Annotated in this window: 10 protein-coding genes; 1 reads left to right on the forward strand and 9 read right to left on the reverse strand. The window is 50.1% G+C overall.

Annotated features, from left to right (window positions below):
- Nucleotides 1-29: 29 nt before the first annotated feature.
- The 9 genes from E2I14_RS15905 to E2I14_RS15945 form a co-directional block, all read right to left on the reverse strand.
- On the reverse strand, nt 30-2453 hold the full coding sequence (locus E2I14_RS15905) for a PAS domain-containing sensor histidine kinase (protein WP_133330333.1): 2424 nt from the start codon (nt 2451-2453) through the stop codon (nt 30-32).
- 242 nt (nt 2454-2695) lie between these two features.
- On the reverse strand, nt 2696-3163 hold the full coding sequence (locus E2I14_RS15910) for a DNA-binding transcriptional response regulator (protein ID WP_133330335.1): 468 nt from the start codon (nt 3161-3163) through the stop codon (nt 2696-2698).
- Between the two features lie 510 nt (nt 3164-3673).
- Nucleotides 3674-4240, reverse strand: a complete 567-nt coding sequence (locus E2I14_RS15915; protein WP_133330337.1) for a nuclear transport factor 2 family protein — start codon at nt 4238-4240, stop codon at nt 3674-3676.
- 97 nt (nt 4241-4337) lie between these two features.
- Nucleotides 4338-5021 carry an SOS response-associated peptidase gene (locus E2I14_RS15920; RefSeq protein WP_133330339.1) on the reverse strand — a complete coding sequence of 228 codons (684 nt, stop codon included), beginning with the start codon at nt 5019-5021 and terminating at the stop codon, nt 4338-4340.
- Nucleotides 5022-5330: 309 nt separating this feature from the next.
- The gene (locus E2I14_RS15925) at nt 5331-5927 is read right to left on the reverse strand and encodes an outer membrane beta-barrel protein (protein ID WP_165967870.1); all 597 of its coding nucleotides are present in this window, start codon (nt 5925-5927) and stop codon (nt 5331-5333) included.
- Between the two features lie 150 nt (nt 5928-6077).
- A complete protein-coding gene (locus E2I14_RS15930; RefSeq protein WP_206105659.1) occupies nt 6078-6701 on the reverse strand; it encodes a DUF975 family protein in 624 nt (207 codons plus the stop codon).
- 177 nt (nt 6702-6878) lie between these two features.
- Nucleotides 6879-7379, reverse strand: a complete 501-nt coding sequence (locus tag E2I14_RS15935; protein WP_133330343.1) for a GAF domain-containing protein — start codon at nt 7377-7379, stop codon at nt 6879-6881.
- A 51-nt stretch (nt 7380-7430) separates the two neighbouring features.
- Nucleotides 7431-9812: a penicillin-binding protein 1C gene (pbpC, locus tag E2I14_RS15940; RefSeq protein ID WP_206105660.1), complete on the reverse strand. Its 2382-nt coding sequence runs from the start codon at nt 9810-9812 to the stop codon at nt 7431-7433.
- 33 nt (nt 9813-9845) lie between these two features.
- On the reverse strand, nt 9846-14993 hold the full coding sequence (locus E2I14_RS15945; RefSeq protein WP_133330345.1) for an alpha-2-macroglobulin family protein: 5148 nt from the start codon (nt 14991-14993) through the stop codon (nt 9846-9848).
- Nucleotides 14994-15436: 443 nt separating this feature from the next.
- On the opposite strand from E2I14_RS15945, the gene icmF reads away from it, so the two are divergent.
- Nucleotides 15437-18721 (forward strand): fused isobutyryl-CoA mutase/GTPase IcmF, encoded by a 3285-nt coding sequence (icmF, locus tag E2I14_RS15950; RefSeq protein WP_133330347.1) that lies wholly within the window; start codon nt 15437-15439, stop codon nt 18719-18721.
- The last annotated feature ends 56 nt before the right edge of the window (nt 18722-18777 follow it).

Raw genomic sequence — 18777 nt, forward strand, 5'->3', positions numbered from 1 at the left:
ATCGACCAAAAAAACCGTTGCTCGCTCGGTCATAACGGTACCGTAATTGCTGGTAGCGCAAAGCGGAAACTAGCCCCTTGTCGGTCAACATCGGGTTTAGTTTGGTACCAAAGTTGGCCGTGGTTGGCTTCAATAATACTTTTACAAATCGATAGCCCTAAGCCTAATCCGTGGTCTTTGGTGCTGTAAAAAGCGTCGAAGACTTTTTGTTGTAGCGCATCGGGCACGCCCGCGCCGTGGTCGCTGACGCTGACTTCGATTTGGTCGTGCTGATTTACATAAGTCTTGATTTCGATAATTCGGCTCTGCAGCTCGATTGCCGCGATCGCGTCGCAGGCGTTGTGGATTAGGTTGATTAAGACCTGCTCAATTTGCAGCGGGTCAGCCAGCACCGGCGGGATATTTTCTTGTAGCTCAAACAGCAGTGTCGCGCCTTGATTGATGACGTCGTTACGAACTAGGCGCACGACCTGGTATACCACTTGATTGATATCGACGCGCTGCAGGTCGCCTGGCTGCTTTTCAAATAAACGGCGCAAGCGGCGGATGATCTCGCCCGCACGTTTATCCTCAGAGACTACGTCGTCCAAGATTTCGCTGACTTTGGCCACATCACAATTAGGTCGGGCCAAATAGCGCAGTGCGGCTTGGGCGTTGCTCAAAATCGCGGTCAATGGTTGATTAATTTCGTGCGCAATCGCGGCGGATAATTCGCCCATTGCTGCCACGCGCGATAACTGCATGACTTCCATTTGCTTTTGTTGTAGCTCTAGTTCGATCTCTTTGCGTTCTGAAATATCGATGGCGATGCCGCGGCTCATGAACGGCTGCTGCTGCTCATCTACTTCAACCTGCCACACCACAGCGATCCAACGATTGAGATTGGGGCCTAGCACGCGGAACTCGGATTTAAAACGCTCTTGCCGATCGATTTGGTAGGAATTAGCCATCTCAAAGACCTGCAGCCGATCAGCCGGATGCACGCGCTCGATGATGGTTTCCATTTGGATCGGTTGATCGGTACTGAAACCGAATAGCTTTCTAAATTGGGTTGATCCCCAGATCTGATTGGTTTTGATATCGCGTATCCACGTGCCGAGTTTGGTCACGTCGCTGACCATTTTTAAACTGATCTGAATATCGCGTAAATCATTTTCGTTCGATTGCAAGCGTTGCGAGATTTTGAGCTCGCGGCTGCGCCGTTCGCGCTCGGACTCGGTAATATCGCGCAGCATAATGATGACCGAATCGTAGGTGCAGAGCGCTGCTCTAGCTTCATAATGCCGATCACCAAAGCCTGCATACGGAACGCTGTATTGGAATACTTGTACAGAATTTGTTTTGACCACCGAATCGAGCGCGTTGAAATAGAGTTGCGCGATGTCCGGCGGAAGAATATTGCGTGCGTTATGCCCGACAATATCGGTTTTGGTGAGGCCAAAAAAATCGTTCGCCCCAATGTGCGCTTCTAAAATCAGCATTTCGCAATTGAGCGTCAAAATAATATCGGGAACCGCTTTCAAAATAGCGCGGTTTTTGGCTTCGCTGCTTATTAAGGCCAATTGGGCGCGCTTGATCAAACTAATGTCGGTCACCAGCGCCACAAAGCCCACCACCACATCATCGACTTTGTGCGCGATGTATTGCGCCAAGGTGTGTCCGGTGCTGCCGTCCGCTTTGATTAAGGTACGCTCAAATTGCTGATCGGTGCCGCGCAAAACGGCGTTGATGTAATCCGAATTTTTTAGGAATAGCTCGTCGCCCAGCAACTCTTTTATATGCAGATTACGCATTTCTTCTGGACTGCGATTAAACCAGGTCGAGTACTGATTGTTGGCGTAAATGCAGCGTAAATCGGCGCTCCAATAGGCCAACATACTGGGCAAATTATTGGCCACAATATCGCTAAAAAAATGACTATCGATACGATTAATGATGGCGGTGTGACGATCGGTAATGTCAGTGATTCTGGCTTGAATGTGCGGAAATTGACCGTCCGTATCGACGCGTTGGCACTCAAGTAATAACAACACAGTTTGCTGGTTGATGCGCGCTTTGGCGGTGAATGTGCGCGGCGTGGCGTTGGCCAGTACTTCGGTTAATTGGTGCTGAAACAAGCCGTGTTCTTCTGCAAAAAAATTCGCGATGGGGCTTTTGATGACTGTTTCAGGTGCGACTTTGAGTAGCGCGCAAGCTGCGCGATTGGCTAATACCACTTGGCCCGCCGAATTGAGCAGCACTTGTGCTTGCGGCAGACTATTCAATGCGTTGCGGAAGAGCTGTTGTTCTCTTTCGAATTTGGCTAATTTTTCCTGCAACTCAGCGATTAATCGTTGTTCACTGCTGGGATTGGTGGTGGCGGCGTTAGCGCTGGAAGTGGAATCGATCGTCATAAACTTGCTAGGTAATTTTGCCCTAATCAGTTGGCCGAGCAGTGAATTGCGTTTTGTCATGAAACGCTCAACTACCAAGCCAAATCTCGTCAATCCAGCTTAGATGGATTTTGACGATTTTCAATTGATTTGTTAAACCACGTGCGGTGCAGCAAGGGGAGGGGAGGGAGGAATTTGACTAGGAACAGTCGCTGCGTCTAGCCACAGCGCGATGCAATTTTTGGCGTGTTGCATCGCTGACTTTTAGAATTTTGTGCTAATTAATTGCGAAAAATTAGTATGGGTGAGTTGAGAACTCGACCTTATGACGATTTCTCCGGCAACATTCGGCTGAGTAAATCGATCAGATCACGATAGGTCACGCGTGACTTTTCGATCATGCCGTCAAAATGGGTGCTGGCCAAAATGTCGTTGGTGGTCAATAGCCCGGGATGGCCTGTGCGTAGGATGACGATTGGTTTTAATGCGCGGTCAGAGTTTTCGTCCAGCCAGCGCGCTACTTTTAAGCCGGCATCGTGGGTTTCCATCACCATATCAAGCAAAATCAGGTGAATATCGGTTCGGTCGTTGAGGAAGGCGATGCCGTCAATACTGGAAAAAGCGTGGATTAAATTTAAGCTGCGGTCGTGAATGCGGACGTTTTTGAGTGCGAAGGATGTATTGGTATGAACATCCATATCGTCGTCAATAATCAAAATGTTCCATTGCTGCTTTGGAACTGAATTCGAGGTGGTGTCGTCGCTTGCGAAGACAAGTTCGTCAATCATCATGGGTAATCTCAGGTCTAAATAATGGTTTCATTGGCAAAATATAAAAATTTATACGCGCTGCCTTGCTAGAAACTATTTTACAAAAGCAAATTATTTCAGATAAAGCGCCATTGTAATGCAAAGATACTATTTCCCAAAAGCAATATTACAAACTACTTAATGAGTCTGTTCCCGGATTTGGATTCAGAGATGATTGTGAAACTGTCTTTTGAACGTCACAGAAAATAAAAATAAGATTACTCCATTGCGGCCAAAACTATTGTTGTTGAGCACTGTTTTGCCCCACTTTTCTTCGGAGTATTGATTATAAACAACAGTTTTCGATAAACTGGGCTAGCTGCAGCACCAACCACTATTTTCAAAATAGGTCGCATGCGCAATTTGCCGGACAAAACAAAATTAGTCGCTACACCGCACCCATCCAAAATGGAGCTCCGTTAGTCTTCTCAAAGGTGCACAATCCATAGCCCCTAGTGCGGCAAACTTGGCAGTAATCGGCTCAGTAGACAATTACTTCACCACCTCAAGCTCCCAGTTGACTGAGTAAATCACCGAATTAATCTTCCACCCTTTTCCAGTATTAACGAGTTGCCACGCTTCTTTGCCCCAGTTTTCTTTATGCCCGTTGATGTGAAAACTATAGTCGAACGTGACGGTGGCAACGTCGCTGTCGGTATCAATGGTGATGTTCCAAAATTTTCCCTCAAAACTCAGATTGGAAGCGTTGATCATTCCATCGATCCATTTGGAATAGCTGAATGCGTTAGTACCGCCCGCTTTGGTGGCGCTTGGGTTTTTGGCGTGCTGGGCTTGGTAAGTCGCATCGCCGGAAACACCGATCCAAGGAATTTCTGTGCCATAAAATAGGCGCACAAATTTGTCTTTATCCTTGCTGATAATCGCACTGCGGAAATCCTCGATAACTTGTGAAATTTCTCGGATGCTGTCGGTTTTTGCGTCCGCTACCGATTCGTATGGTGCAGCAGAATTAGTCGCTAATATGTCGCTGGAATAAACGTGGGAGCATCCTACTACCCAAGCAAAACCTACTATTCCAAGCTGAATAAAGTGGCGCATTGTGTGCTTTCGTGGATGAAATAGGGGAACGATTTAAGGCGGCATGAACTACGCGACAGTAATTTAAAAACTCGACAATAGCAATTAATCGCGCTCATTAAAATAGTTCTCGATTTACCGGTTCGATGGGAATGCTGGATGTGCTGAGCTTCTTCGGCGCTGGTTTTGCGCACATCAGATCAGCCGGAAAATTAGTCAAAAAGGTGCGCGCTTGTATCGGATCGCGACAGTTGAGCCAGTCGTCGTAGGATTCGGCGGGCAAGATGACCAGCGCACGTTTTTCATCTTCCGGCTTATGGAAGCGCTTCATCAAGGGATGCTGATCGGCGTTGATGGTGACTTGGGTGAATGAAAACGAAGTGCTTCCGTCGCCCTCAACCCAAGTGCGATATAGACCCGCCACCGCAAAGGGCGCTGCGCTCGCTAAGCCGATCTGCCAGCGCTCTGCTTTGCCGCTTTCGTAGTTGGGTTCAAAGTAGGCCGTCATGGGAACCAGACAAAGTTGTCCATCGCGCCAAGGCTGGGCAAAACTCCGCAGCGTGGCAATCGTTTCAGCCCGCGCATTCATGGTGCTGTAACGCTTAACACCCGACGCAATGTGCGACTTAGGAATCATGCTGTACGCACCCAGCAGCGCTTGGCGTGTGTTGTCGTCACCCACAATAATCGGCGCCACGTAGTCTTGCCATGTCTCCGTTTTCCATTGCGCCGATTCTGGCAAGGGTGCGCCGAATTGAGTGGCAAGTTGCTGATGATTAGGTGGCAAATAGTTGACGCACATAGTTGGCTCGGGACGATTGCTCTGGGTTGGACCGATAGTGCGAAATATCTTAGCTGATTTTTTGTAGGCGATGGAGCGCTGTTGTCAGAACACAGTGATGTCGAATTTTGCTCTGAGCGCGTTGTGATGTATTTGCGCTAATTAAAAGGGAGAGCTGTTTTGCCCGCCCGATTGCTAACTGCCGCGGCTATCCAGCTCCAAGGTATGTGCCAATTGGGTACGCTTGACAGCAGTTCTTAACAGCACGCGGCGTTGATCGTGACGAAAAATAACGATGACTAGGACGACGTTGTATCGTCGCCCAAGGTCTTAGAAGTAATACAGCGAAACCAAAATGGCCGCTTGATTGCCGTTGAAGGTAACGTCGTAACCGTTAGGTTTAAATTTTTCTTTAATCCCACGGAATTTGATGCCGACTTCTGGGCTGATGAGGTATTCGATTTCCGCCATTCCACCAACAGCGCTATTGAAGTTGTGCTGAACTGCCGACGCGACGCCAGTACCACTTAATTTGACGTGCTCATCAAAGCGCGCGCCCAAGCCCACGCGCCAGGATTTGTCCAGATAGAAGTAACCCAGAACTTCGACCGGCAAACGCTTAAACGTTAATTCACCATTCACAGCCGAACCGGTGGAAGATTGGTAACCCGCATCAACTTGTACGGCCAATTTTTCGTTCAGTCGATACGCGCCGCCCAAAAACAAATCCAAGCCATTTCCCGCTTTAATGTTGGTAACGGAGCCATCGGTATAGGTGCCGACGACAATCGTATCGCCGCCGCGGCCATAACCGAATCCGCCAACCAAACTCACTGGATTGGTCACGGTTTGTGCCATTGAACTAGTTGCCAAGCCAGCTAGCAATGTGAAGGCGGAGAGCGTCAACATAGTTAATTTACGTGTCATATTTTTTCTCATTTTTACGGTTAAACGTCGCAATTTGCGTTTTATGGTTGAATTGCCATCAGGCAAGTCGCGAGACTAAATTAAATGCCCGCCCTTGTCTATGCCCTAAATAGGGCATTTTGTGCGGACTGTGGCGTGGTATTGCTTGCGTTAAACCGGTTCTACTGAGATCGGTGCGGCTAGCTGTTCGGCTTGACCGCTTTTTAAGTCAGCATAGAACTCGGCATTGCTCACCATGAAATACGGCGCTAACCATAAAAAGCCGATACCGGCAGTTAGCAGGCACAACAACGCCCAACCAATAAAGCGGCAATGTAGACAGAATAATTTCCACTTATTCCCGCGCATCATTTCCTTGCTCTTAGTAATTGCTTCGAGCGGGCCGATTTTGTCGTCGTCCACCATGATGTAGAAGGTCATTGAATAGGCATAGGCCGCAATGATGCCGGGGATGATCAGCAGCAAAGCCCACAAAATGATAAAAATCGTGCTCAATAAATAAGTGCCCAAGCTCAGCATGCTGCGATTGATATCGCTAAACATTTGCGAAATTGTGGCTGGCTGTTGGCGCGAAATCGATAGCACGAACGTAGCCACCCCAATTTGTAGCGCCCCTTCGAGTATGAATTGGATTAGCCCACCGACATTTGGAATCCAAGACGGGCAAATCGTGATCAGCAAATACACCACGATAAACCCAATTGCGTTGTCCCATTTGCCTTGCAAGGCAGTCATGGCGCGAGTCATTAAGACGGCATTTTCAGTTTTGCTCAAGGTATTCTCCGATGATGAATGTGGTTGAAATTCGTTGCAGCAGTCTTTGGATAGTCGCAGCAAAATGCCATCAAATTACAGAGAGGTTGAGAAAATGTCTATGCCCTATTTAGGGTATTCGGAGGATATTTTGGTGGGAAAGGCGTCGATGGCGCTCAAAGTTGAGCGCCAAAAAAATTAAAAACCAGTCTGAGCGATAAAAATTGCTACCAACTTTTCCAAGCCAACTTGATCTTCCTGCGTAAATCGCGCCAGCGAAGGACTGTCGATGTCGAATACGCCAACTACTTTGTCGTTGACGATCAAGGGAATCACGATTTCGGAATTGGAGGCTGAATCGCAGGCGATGTGGCCAGGGAATTCGTGCACGTCTGTTACCAAAATGGTACGACGCTCAGCCGCGGAAGTGCCGCATACGCCTTTGCCAAACGGGATGCGGGCGCAGGCGACTTTGCCTTGGAACGGGCCGACCAATAATTCGGGTGCGGCATCGGCCTTTTTGCTGGCCGTGGTTAAGTAAAAACCAGCCCAGTTCAAATCAGCAATGGTGTCGTAGATGAAGGCAGAAAACTGCGCCGCGTTGGCGACTAAATCGGTTTCGCTTTCGAGCAGACTGGCCAATTGCAAAGCCAGTAAATCGTAGTCGGGTTTGGTGGCAGCGGTTGGGGCGATGAACATGGTGTTTAGCGATTAAAAATTGGAATGCGGCATTTTATCGCTGATTGCTCGTTATTGCATTTGTACGCTGACCGCAATTCGGTCGTAGTTGCCAAGATTATCAAACGCGGTAATGTCGTAGCGACCAGCGCTGCTAAATTTGATGGTTTGATTGCGCCCATTGCCATTGATTAGGCGACCGTTGAGCATCCAATTGATTTCACCATGCGCGCCCCGCAGCTCCAGTTTGGCTTCGGGCAGTTTGCCGCCGTTGGCTTGGCGGATGACCTCGCCGTCATTGAGTCCCATGATTTTTAAACGATTGCCATCGCTGTAGTTCGCGCTTGCGGCGCAAGCGTTATCCCATTCTGGCGGCAGTGATTTTTGGCGTAAATCGGCGTCCAGCCACAGTTCTAAGCCTGCTGGCCAGCGAATTAATTGTTTTTGTTGATACGCATGTTTGGCGCAATCCGGTAGCACTCGCTTGCCGCTTTGTTGATCAACAAAAAAGGTCAGTTGCGGTGTGCTGGCCTGCAAGCGATCAGGGAAAGTCGGTGGCGCGATGCCGTTCAATGTCCAAGCGGTACGTTGCAAGGGACAGAGTTGTTCAATATCGACGCCTTGCCCTAAATCGCTTAAACGCGTGCCGGATGGCCAGCAGATTTTCTCTTGCTGTACGTTGGCGGGAACTGGATTGGGGCTGAGATTTCTTCCATCTGGTAAGGCGGTAAAGATATCCACCAATAACGGTGCGGCGACATTGGCGCCAAAGAAGCCGGGATTGGGAGTGCCATCGGGTCGTCCAACCCACACGCCAACGGTGTAACGTTGGCTAACTCCAACCGCCCACGCATCGCGGAAGCCAAAGCTGGTTCCGGTCTTCCACGCGATGCCGCGATAGCTACCATTGCCCTCGACAGCACGTCCGACTGGCCCACCGGTTTCCAAAATATCGCGCACGATAAAGGCCGCACCTTCGCTCATCATGCGCCGTTCTTGCAGTGGATCCGCAGCGACAAAACGTGGCGTGATCGCAATACCTTTGCGAGCCAGCGCAGAATAAGCGCCCACCATGTCTTCCAAGCGCGCACCAGCGCCTCCCAAAATTACGCTTAAATTCGGTGTCGCGCCTTTAGGGAATTCCAGTTTCAACCCGCCACGCCGCAGCATTGCCACAAACGGCGTTGGCCCCAAGCGATCCAGGACTTCCACCGCGGGTACGTTGAGCGACTTCACCAAGGCTTCAGAGACGCTCACCGGCCCATGAAAATTTTGCTGGAAATTTCCCGGCTGGTAGCCCGAAAACGATTGCGGCGTATCAGACAGCAGCGACTCGGAATGAATTAAGCCTTCGTCCAACGCAAAACCATATAAAAACGGTTTTAGTGTCGAACCGGGCGAACGCGAAGCGCGCACCATGTCCACATCGCTAAAGCGCTCGCGGTCGGTAAAGTCAGCCGAACCAGCATAAGCCACCACTTCGCCAGTGCTATTCTCTATTACCATTGCCGCCATAGAAATACGCTGCGGCAGCACGTTGACCCGATCAAGCAGCAAGGTTTCCACCGTTTGCTGATCGATGCTGTTGATAGTGGTGTCGATGCGTAACTTGCCCGGATATTGGCCTTTCATGCGCTGTGCTAGCAAGGGCGCTAATAAGGGTTCACGAACCGTTAAGGCAGAAATCGGTTCGCTCAATGCGTCATTAATATCGGCCGTGCTCCAAACGCCTTGCATACGACGCGCCACTTTATCGCGCGCTGCTTGGGCTTTGTGTGGATTGCGGTCGGGGCGCAAGACGGAAGGCAATTGCGGCAATACCGTGAGCAACGCGGCTTCGGCGTGTGTTAAGCGCTTGGCTGGCTTGCCCAAATAAGCGCGACTGGCGGCTTCCACGCCCTCCAATACGCCGCCCATGGGCGCAAAGTTCATGTACAAATCGAGGATCTCTTTTTTGGAATAGTGGCATTCCAATTGCAGTGCGCGAAACATCTGCACCAGCTTGCCTTGGACCGTGCGCGGCGTGGGATCCAAGATGCGCGCCACTTGCATGGTCAGCGTCGAGCCACCCGAAATAATGCGTCCATAACGCGCCCATTGATACGCAGCGCGTAGCATCGAAAACGGATTAATCCCCGGATGCCACCAAAAATTTTTATCCTCGTAATGAATCAGTGATTGGATGTAATAAGGCGATACTGCCTCCAACTTAACCGGATGCCGCCAAATATGCGCCCGATCAGGAAAGGCCCGCAACGGCGTGCCGTCTTTAGCCACCACAATCACATTAATTGAATCGTGACCCGGTGGAGGCAGAGGGAAAAACCAATCCGCAATCAGCAACAGAATAAGAATCGCCGCGCCGCAGCAGCACACAACGCCATAGCCGATTTGGTGTAATCGGATATGGCGTTTGATCTGCTTGATAAAATTTACTAACTGCGTTTTAACCACAAGTTAAGACCAATTGTGATACGGTTTGATGGATCACTTCGCCCCAACTTTTTGCGCTTCAACTACGGTTAAGGTTTCGGCGCCGCCCGAAGAACCATACACATCAGGGCGATACATATCGTCAGCATACAGCGGTGGGATGACAAATTTACCCGGCGTTACCACACGCAAGCGATAGAACAGATTTAACTCACCTTGGCCCAAACGGGCTGCGGCGACAAAACGATCATCGCGGAATTCAACGTGTTTGATATTCGGATTCTGCATCGCTTCAGCCGGATTGAGGTTGTCAAACCGCACCACGCTCATTTGCTCGCCCTGGACAATATTGGTGTTTTCAATTTCCAAGCCGGCCGGAATTCTATCGACCACCATGCCAGTGCCGATTAGTGCGCTGGAATTGACTTTAATTTGCATGATGATGGTTTCACCGACCTTCAGGGGGCGGTTACCGATTTCCGTACCATCGGGCGCGAACATTTTGCGGCTAAGTTTGATCACGTCATTTTTCGGCGCGAGTAACTTAGTTGGATTGCCAGACAGGCCTAATTCAATCCAAATATTTTCAGTGAAATTATTTTTAACCTTGATTCCACTGACCAAATCACGCGCCTCCACATCGCGGAACACGGTTGAGTTAGAACTGACATCTTCGCTCTTGCCATTAACGCTCAAATTGGCTGTCCACGTGCTGCCGGTATCGAGCGCATAAGAGCGGCCAACTTGGAACAAGGCCATTTTTTCTTGCGTACTGTAGTAGCGGTATTTGTCCATTTCGGCGGCAACCACTGCTAACAAGTTTTCGCTGCCTTCGAGCTTGATCTGGTGTTGTTGCAACAAGCTATAGGCCAGCGCCGCATCGCGCAAATCGCTACCGTAGTCGTACCACCAGTAACCGGTGTTACGCACTTTTTTCAAGCTTTCTTGCAGGGCTGATTTGCTGCGCTCGCCATCACCCATTTGTTTTAACGCGATACCTAAATGAGTTAATGCCAAACCGCTAGCAGCCAAGGCGCGCGATTCGTGCAATTGGCGCAAGGTTGCCAAGGGCGCTTTGTTGGTGCGGGATAACACATAACCGCCGAACGCCAAAACATTAAAGCGACCATTATCTTTTACCCGATTTTCGCGCCAGATCGTGTCGTTCTCGGCTTTGATTTGTGCCGCATTGCTCGGTAAGCGCGAGACACCTTCTTGCAAACCGCGTAGCAAGAAATCCATTGCCTTGTTAAACATTGCATCCGGCACGCTAAAGCCTTGCTCGTGCGCATCGACTAGGAAATTGCTGACATAGGCCGATAACCAATATTCGTAATCGGACGCATTGCCCCACAAACTAAAGCCGCCATTTGGCGCTTGCATGGTCGCCAAACGCGAGATCGCCTGATCGATCATCACTACGCGCTGTTCGCGGGTGAATGTTTGCAAGCCGAATTTTTTGGCTAGCGTTTCATCGATAAATAAATGCGGATACGCCGTGCTGGTCGTTTGTTCAGCGCAGCCGTAAGGATAGGTCAGCAACCCGTGCACCGCAGCGCGCACATCAATTGGCGCTTTGTTCGACACCAAGATATGCGCCAAGACCGAGCTTGGATACATGCCGGATAAGTCTGGGTCTTTGATCTCTAAGGTTTCGCCCGGTTTGATGACGTAGCGCTTTTTAAGCTGTTGCTGCTGGGTCGGCGCTTGCACCATCAATGGGAAATCGCGTTCAATCTTGATGTCTTTGCCAGTGATTTTTAGATTGACGTTTTGCAGTCCCAAGCTGCCGCGTGCTTCCAGCGGAAAACGTAACGTGGTTTTTTGCTGATCTTTGAGCGACACCGTGCGCTGCGCTTCGCCGATCTTCAAACCGTCGCCGCCGTTCATGTTAAGACTAAAGTCTTGCGCGCTGCCCGACAAGTTAGTCAGGTCTAAAGCGATCAATGCGTTGTCACCCAAGGACAAGAATCGTGGTGTCGCAATCTCAGCCACCAGCGGCGCTGCGACCAGTAATTCTTTATCGCTAGAACCGTAACGATCTGAGCCATTGACCACCGCCATCAAGCGCAAGGTGCCATTGAAGTCGGGGATGGGTAAGGTGATTTCGGCGACGCCTTGATCGTTCAATAAAACGGGCCCGCTGAACAGATCAACCAGTTTGACTTTCTTCGGTAAATTTTTGGTCGGCTTAGGCGTGTTATCACCACCGAATTTGAGCTTACCTTTTTGTCCGGCCATTTTTTCAATCAAACGACCATAAACATCGTGCAAATCCGCGCCATAACGCAAGCGCCCAAAGAAGAACTCATGCGGGTCGGGCGTATTGAATTTGGTGATGTTCAAAATACCGACATCGACCGCGGACAAGGTCACCATCGCTTTTTGACCTTTAGCTTGCGGCACGCTGATTTTGATCTTAACGCTGGTATCTGGTCGGATTTTGGCTGGCGCATCGATAGCGACGGCGAGTTTGCGATCAGCCCGATCTAGCGGCAGGGCGACGATGCCTAAAGCGCGCGCTGGCGTGACTTTGCTGCCTTCGTTACCTGGACGCAGAACCACAGCCGAGATGTATAAATCGTGGCGTTTCCAATCGGCTTTAATTGGAATGTTGACCGTGCTACCGCTGGCGGAAACCGCCACCCGTTTTAACCACAGGGTTTTGTCGCCTTCAACCGTGATCAAGGCTTCGCCATTATGCGGTGGCGTAATGGTGAGTTGCGCCGTGTCGCCTTCTTTGTAAGCGGCTTTATCTAATTTCAGCGCGACTCGATCTGGACGATTGCCCTGTGCTTCGTCTGCTTGTGCATTCCAGCCGGCGTAGAAGCGGTAGATCGTCGTTAAGCTGGTGGCAGGATCGAGTACCTCTAAGCGATAGCGACCATATTTAACCGGCAAGCGTAATTGACCGCGCGCATTGGCACCGATAGTGACGGTGCTGGTGCCGACCAATTCTTCGGTTTCGGTAAAGCCCGATTGCCAACCGCCGTGATCGGCAAAGCGCCAGTAGTAATTGCGGTCTTCGCGGAATAAGCGCACTGGCAAGCCGCTGCTAGCTAATAATTTGCCGGCCGCATCGGTGCGAATGACTTCAAATTCGACTGGGCTGTTTTCAGTGGCATAAGCACCGGTGAAAGTTGGACGAACACCAACCAAGCTAGCCGCAGGCCAAACCGTTTTCTCGATGCTGCGCACTACTGGACGACCGCCGCTTTCCAGCAAACTTAAGGTGGTGCGTACGCTAAACGGTGATTGGCGTTTGAGTGTTGGCGACAAATCCACATCGACCGTTGCTTGGCCTTTGTCGCTTAATGTGTATTCTTCCAACTCTTTGCGGCTCTTGTTTTCGGTCTCGTTCGCGCTACCAAATTCAAAGCCGGGGAATTGCTTAGCGAGCGGATTCACATTGCGTTCGTATTGCACTACGCCGAGCAAGCGATTGCCCGAGGCTGGTGCGCCGTATAAATAATTACCGTTGACCTCGATCTGATAATTATCTGTTGGAGTTAGGCTGTTTTGTTTGCTGCTTAAATCCAGCTTCATGCGTTCCGGTAAAAATTCTTCTACCCCGAATTTGAACACGGTGGACGGGATTTTATCGGCTGGATCGGCGCGTAACTCTAACGTCCACGAACCCGTTGCCGCGTCGGCTGGCAAGGCAATATGTTGCAAGAAATAACCGGCATAACGTGCATCAGGGCGCCATGTTGCATTAAATTGTTCGCGTCCATCTGGTGCTTTTAATTTGGCTTGAATTGGTTGTGGCGCCACATTATGTCCATCGCCGTCACGCGCAACCACGGATAAATCAATGCTTTCGCCGGGGCGATATAAATTGCGCCCGGAATACGCAAATAAACGCACTGGTTTATAAGGCTCGCCGGTCACGGTGTATTCGGACAAATCCAAGGCTGGTTCTTTTAGCGCGAGCAAGGAAATCTGCTGCCCTTTTTTGGCTAACAATACCTTGGCATTTTTAGGCTGTTCGGCAAACACCGCGTGTCCATCGGCGTCACTTTCAGCCCGAGCTAAGACTTTGCCTTGCTCGTCCAGCCACGATAATTCAACGCCATTGACTGATTTGCCATCGGCTAAGGAGCTGACAAATACATCGGCTGATTTATCGTACAAGCGCGTGTGTAAACCGATATCGCTGACATAGAAATAAGTGGTTTGGTATTCGCTGGTAAAGCGTCCTGGCTGGCTCATCACGGCGACATATACGCCCGGTTCTTTCAATTCTTTGACATCTTCAACGGGCAGATAGGTTACGCTGCGCTTGTTCTTGGTTTGCTCGGTAACATAGCGTCCGGCATACACACTATCGGTAAATTTGCGTAAATCGTCGAGTTGATAACTCTGCACTGCGCCGCGCAAATTGCTGCGTCGCCAGTCGTAGTTGTAGTTGTAGCCCTCGTCGTTTCCATCTTCGTTGTCGGCCGCTTTTTCTTCTGCGGTTTTCTTTTTGCCGTCAATGACGCGATCTAAAAAGCGCGGTAATTGGTCTTCTTTGACTTTCAAGAATTGCACATCCACTTCGGGCACATTGACCGTCACAATCGGTAAGCCGCCGTTTTGTTTGGCCGGTAACACCATGCCGTTGCTGGCGAAGTAAAACGCGGGTGAGACTTGCGCGGTAAGGATAGAGATACGCGATTCACTGGCAAAGGTTTGACCGTTTCTAGCCGGCAGGCCAACTTTGATTTGCACCACGTAACGAGTTTGTGGATTGATGTGCGGGAAGTACAAAATGCGCGGATTGTCGCCTACCACCCACGCGCCAGAAACCAGTTTGCCGCCAGTAAAATCAATATCCTTGTTATCGGTGCTGACGGATTTTTTAGCGGGTAACTGGTTGTTGGCGTTTTCAAAATAACCGTTATTGCCATCGTCTTCATTGTCTGGATTGCTGGCCGCGCGGCGTTTTAATTCGTCGGCGCTCGCGGGCATTTCAAAGACTTGAATGTATTTATCGGCGCTTTTGCTCGCATCCAGTGGAACGCTAAATGTGAGCGCTAATGCTGGCACGCCATCCAAGCTGCGGTCGCCACCATCGACTAATGTCAACGTCTGATTGGGATCGTCGCCGCCGTCGAGATTGTCCGCGCTGTGTTTGTGCTTGAAATACCACGCCCCACCAATTAATGAAGCAAGTACCGCAAAAATAACGAGGAGCTTGGTCGCTGAAAATTGGCGCATGGCGTTTCCTATCAAAGAATAGATCGTGCAGTGATTTTTTGCTTAGTCAGAATGGTGCAGCGAATTGCTGGTAAGACGTGAAGATGATGACGCTAAATTGAAATTGATTTGTTGGCAATAGTAGTAACTTCACTATCGTTTGTAAAGCAACTCTTGCGATGAATTTGTGCGGGTTTGATCGGTTTATGACCGCTTCATGGCAAGCATCTGAAAAAGCCTTGAACATCGATCAAAATCCGCTAGAAAGGTTAGGTAATTGAGCGCAAAATAGGCGCAATCAAATTAAAAATAGTTCGAGACAAAACGTAACTTGCTTAGTGATTTAGCTAAGTAAATTGGCAATTTTCATCGAAGAGCGCCGCTTGACGTTAACGTCAACGTAAGATAACTTACCGTACCCCAATTATTTCTCACCCTGCGTTACCGCGCTAAGGATGTTACTCATGACTGATCTATCCGTTTCAGCAAAATTGACCGAATACAAACCAAAGAACAAAGTCCGTTTCGTCACAGCCGCGTCGCTCTTCGATGGGCACGATGCGTCGATCAACATCATGCGTCGGATTTTGATGGCCAATGGTGCGGAAGTAATCCACCTCGGGCATAACCGTTCGGTGGACGATGTAGTAACCGCCGCTCTGCAAGAAGACGCGCAGGGGATTGCGATTTCGAGTTACCAAGGCGGTCATGTTGAATACTTTAAATACATGATCGATTTGCTGCGTCAACGCGGCGGCGCGCATATTAAAGTGTTTGGCGGTGGTGGCGGTGTGATCGTGCCAGATGAAATCGCGGATTTGCACGCTTATGGTGTGTCGCGGATTTTTAGCCCAGAAGACGGTCAGCGCATGGGTTTGGTTGGAATGATTTTGTCGATGATTCAAGCCTGCGACGTGAATTTATCCAGCTATGCACCGACTTCTTTGGCCGCCCTGCAAGAACCCGATTTAGCTACCCGCCAACGCAGTTTGGCGCAATTGATTACCGCGCTCGAAAACGACGAAGTTGATCCAACCCTAAAGCAAGCAATCCACAAAGAAGCCGAAACCAAGCGCGTGCCAGTTTTGGGCATTACCGGAACGGGTGGCGCGGGTAAATCGTCTTTGACCGACGAATTAATTCGCCGGATTCGTTTAGATCAAAACGATAAACTCAACATCGCCTTAATTTCCATCGACCCATCACGCCGCAAATCCGGTGGCGCCTTGCTGGGTGACCGAATTCGTATGAACGCGATTATGCCTTGGGGCGTGGGCAGCGAGCCACGGGTGTTTATGCGCTCTTTGGCGACACGCGAAGCGGGTTCTGAAATTTCGCCAGCCTTACCCGACGCGATTGCTGCCTGCAAAATCGCTGGCTTTGATTTGGTGATTGTCGAAACCTCCGGTATCGGCCAAGGGGACGCCGCGATTGTGCAGCACGTTGATACCAGCATGTATGTCATGACGCCAGAATTTGGTGCGGCTTCGCAATTAGAAAAAATCGACATGCTCGATTTCGCGGACTTTGTCGCCATTAACAAATTCGACCGCAAAGGCGCACTCGATGCCTTGCGCGACGTGGCTAAACAAGTGCAGCGCAATCACGAGTTGTGGTCGCTCAAGCCCGAACAAATGCCCGTCTATGGCACCCAAGCGTCGCGCTTTAATGACGATGGCGTCACCGCGCTGTACCAAGGATTACTAGAAAAATTAGTCCAGCAAGGTTTGCCACTGCAACCGAGCAAATTACCAAAAATCGATACCCGTTTCTCTAGCGGTAAAAACGTCATCGTGCCGCCTGCGCGCAGCCGCTATTTGGCTGAGATCGCCGACTGCATCCGTCATTACCACCGCTACACCGCCAAGCAAGTCAACTTCGCACGTGAAAAACAGCAGTTGCAAGCCTCGGTGAAAATGCTGCACAAAGCCGGTAGAACGGTGGACATGGATGATTTAATTCAAGAGCGCGACAATCACTTGGATGCTAATTCCAAGCAGTTGTTAAATAGCTGGCCCGACATGCAAGCCGCGTATGCGGGCGATGAATACGTGGTCAAAATTCGCGATAAAGAAATCCGTACCGGTTTAATTTTTAATACCTTATCCGGCACCAAAATCCGCAAAGTGTCCTTGCCAAAATTTGTCGATCACGGCGAGATTTTGCGTTGGCTGATGTTGGAAAACGTCCCCGGTTCATTCCCGTTCACCGCGGGCGTCTTCGCCTTTAAACGCGAAGGCGAAGACCCAACCCGCATGTTTGCCGGTGAAGGCGATCCATTCCGCACCAATCGCCGCTTTAAATTAGTCTCGCAGGGCATGCCGGCAAAACGGTTATCGACCGCGTTTGACTCCGTGACCTTGTATGGCGCCGACCCAGCAGTGCGGCCCGATATTTACGGTAAGGTCGGTAATTCTGGCGTCTCGGTTGCTACCTTGGATGACATGAAAGTGCTGTACGACGGTTTCGATTTATGCGATCCAGCGACCTCGGTGTCGATGACGATCAACGGCCCCGCGCCGACGATTTTGGCGTTCTTTATGAATACCGCAATCGATCAACAAATGGATAAATTCCGCGCCGATAACAAGCGCGAACCGAGTGCGGACGAAGCCGCTAAGATCAAGGCCTGGGTTTTGCAAAACGTGCGCGGCACCGTGCAAGCCGATATTTTGAAAGAAGATCAAGGCCAGAACACCTGCATCTTCTCGACCGAATTTTCACTCAAAGTGATGGGCGATATTCAGGAATATTTTGTGCACCATCAAGTGCGTAATTTTTACTCGGTGTCGATCTCGGGCTACCACATTGCCGAAGCAGGCGCGAATCCGATTTCGCAATTGGCGTTCACGTTGTCGAACGGCTTTACGTTCGTCGAAGCCTATTTAGCTCGCGGCATGCATATCGATGATTTCGCCGCCAACTTGTCGTTCTTCTTTAGTAACGGCATGGATCCCGAATACACCGTGTTAGGTCGTGTAGCGCGCCGCATTTGGGCGGTGGCAATGCGCGATAAATACGGCGCGAATGATCGCAGCCAAAAGCTGAAATATCACATCCAAACCAGCGGTCGTTCTTTGCACGCGCAAGAGATCGACTTCAATGATATTCGCACCACCTTGCAAGCCTTGATTGCGATTTACGACAACTGCAATTCCTTGCACACCAATGCCTACGATGAAGCGATTACCACACCGACCGATGATTCTGTGCGGCGCGCTTTGGCGATTCAATTAATTATCAACCGCGAGTGGGGCTTGGCTAAAAATGAGAACCCAATTCAAGGTAGCTTCATCATCGAAGAATTGACCGATTTAGTGGAAGAAGCGGTGATGCAAGAGTTCGAGCGCATTGCAGAACGCGGCGGTGTGTTGGGCGCCATGGAAACCGGCTATCAACGCGGTAAGATTCAAGAAGAATCCATGCATTACGAACACATGAAGCACGACGGTAGTTTGCCCATTATTGGCGTCAATACCTTCCGCAATCCGAAAGCTGGCGAAGCACCGCAGAAGATTGAATTGGCGCGTTCGACCGACGAGGAAAAGCAATCGCAACTCCAACGTTTGGAAGCTTTCCACGCCAAACATGCCAGCGAAGCACCAGCCGCTTTGGCCGCTTTGCAGCAAGCCGCGATTGCCAATGAAAACGTGTTTAATCAATTGATGAGCGCAGCGCGAGTTTGCTCGTTAGGACAAATCACGACGGCTTTATTTGAAGTGGGTGGGCAATACCGACGCAATATGTAAGGTGTCGGCAGGATTCGGTTGTTGAGGTTTTTACTAAAGCAGAAATTTCATAGCAA

The sequence above is a fragment of the Sapientia aquatica genome, assembly GCF_004358105.1.
In the GTDB taxonomy this organism is placed as follows: Bacteria; Pseudomonadota; Gammaproteobacteria; order Burkholderiales; family Burkholderiaceae_D; genus Solimicrobium; species Solimicrobium aquaticum.

What these genes read in the sequence shown, in the direction of transcription:
- E2I14_RS15905 (WP_133330333.1), bottom strand. Translation starts at nt 2,453, where the DNA reads ATGACAAAACGCAATTCACTGCTCGGCCAACTGATTAGGGCAAAATTA.
- E2I14_RS15910 (WP_133330335.1), bottom strand. Translation starts at nt 3,163, where the DNA reads ATGATGATTGACGAACTTGTCTTCGCAAGCGACGACACCACCTCGAAT.
- E2I14_RS15915 (WP_133330337.1), bottom strand. Translation starts at nt 4,240, where the DNA reads ATGCGCCACTTTATTCAGCTTGGAATAGTAGGTTTTGCTTGGGTAGTA.
- E2I14_RS15920 (WP_133330339.1), bottom strand. Translation starts at nt 5,021, where the DNA reads ATGTGCGTCAACTATTTGCCACCTAATCATCAGCAACTTGCCACTCAA.
- E2I14_RS15925 (WP_165967870.1), bottom strand. Translation starts at nt 5,927, where the DNA reads ATGACACGTAAATTAACTATGTTGACGCTCTCCGCCTTCACATTGCTA.
- E2I14_RS15935 (WP_133330343.1), bottom strand. Translation starts at nt 7,379, where the DNA reads ATGTTCATCGCCCCAACCGCTGCCACCAAACCCGACTACGATTTACTG.
- E2I14_RS15945 (WP_133330345.1), bottom strand. Translation starts at nt 14,993, where the DNA reads ATGCGCCAATTTTCAGCGACCAAGCTCCTCGTTATTTTTGCGGTACTT.
- icmF (WP_133330347.1), top strand. Translation starts at nt 15,437, where the DNA reads ATGACTGATCTATCCGTTTCAGCAAAATTGACCGAATACAAACCAAAG.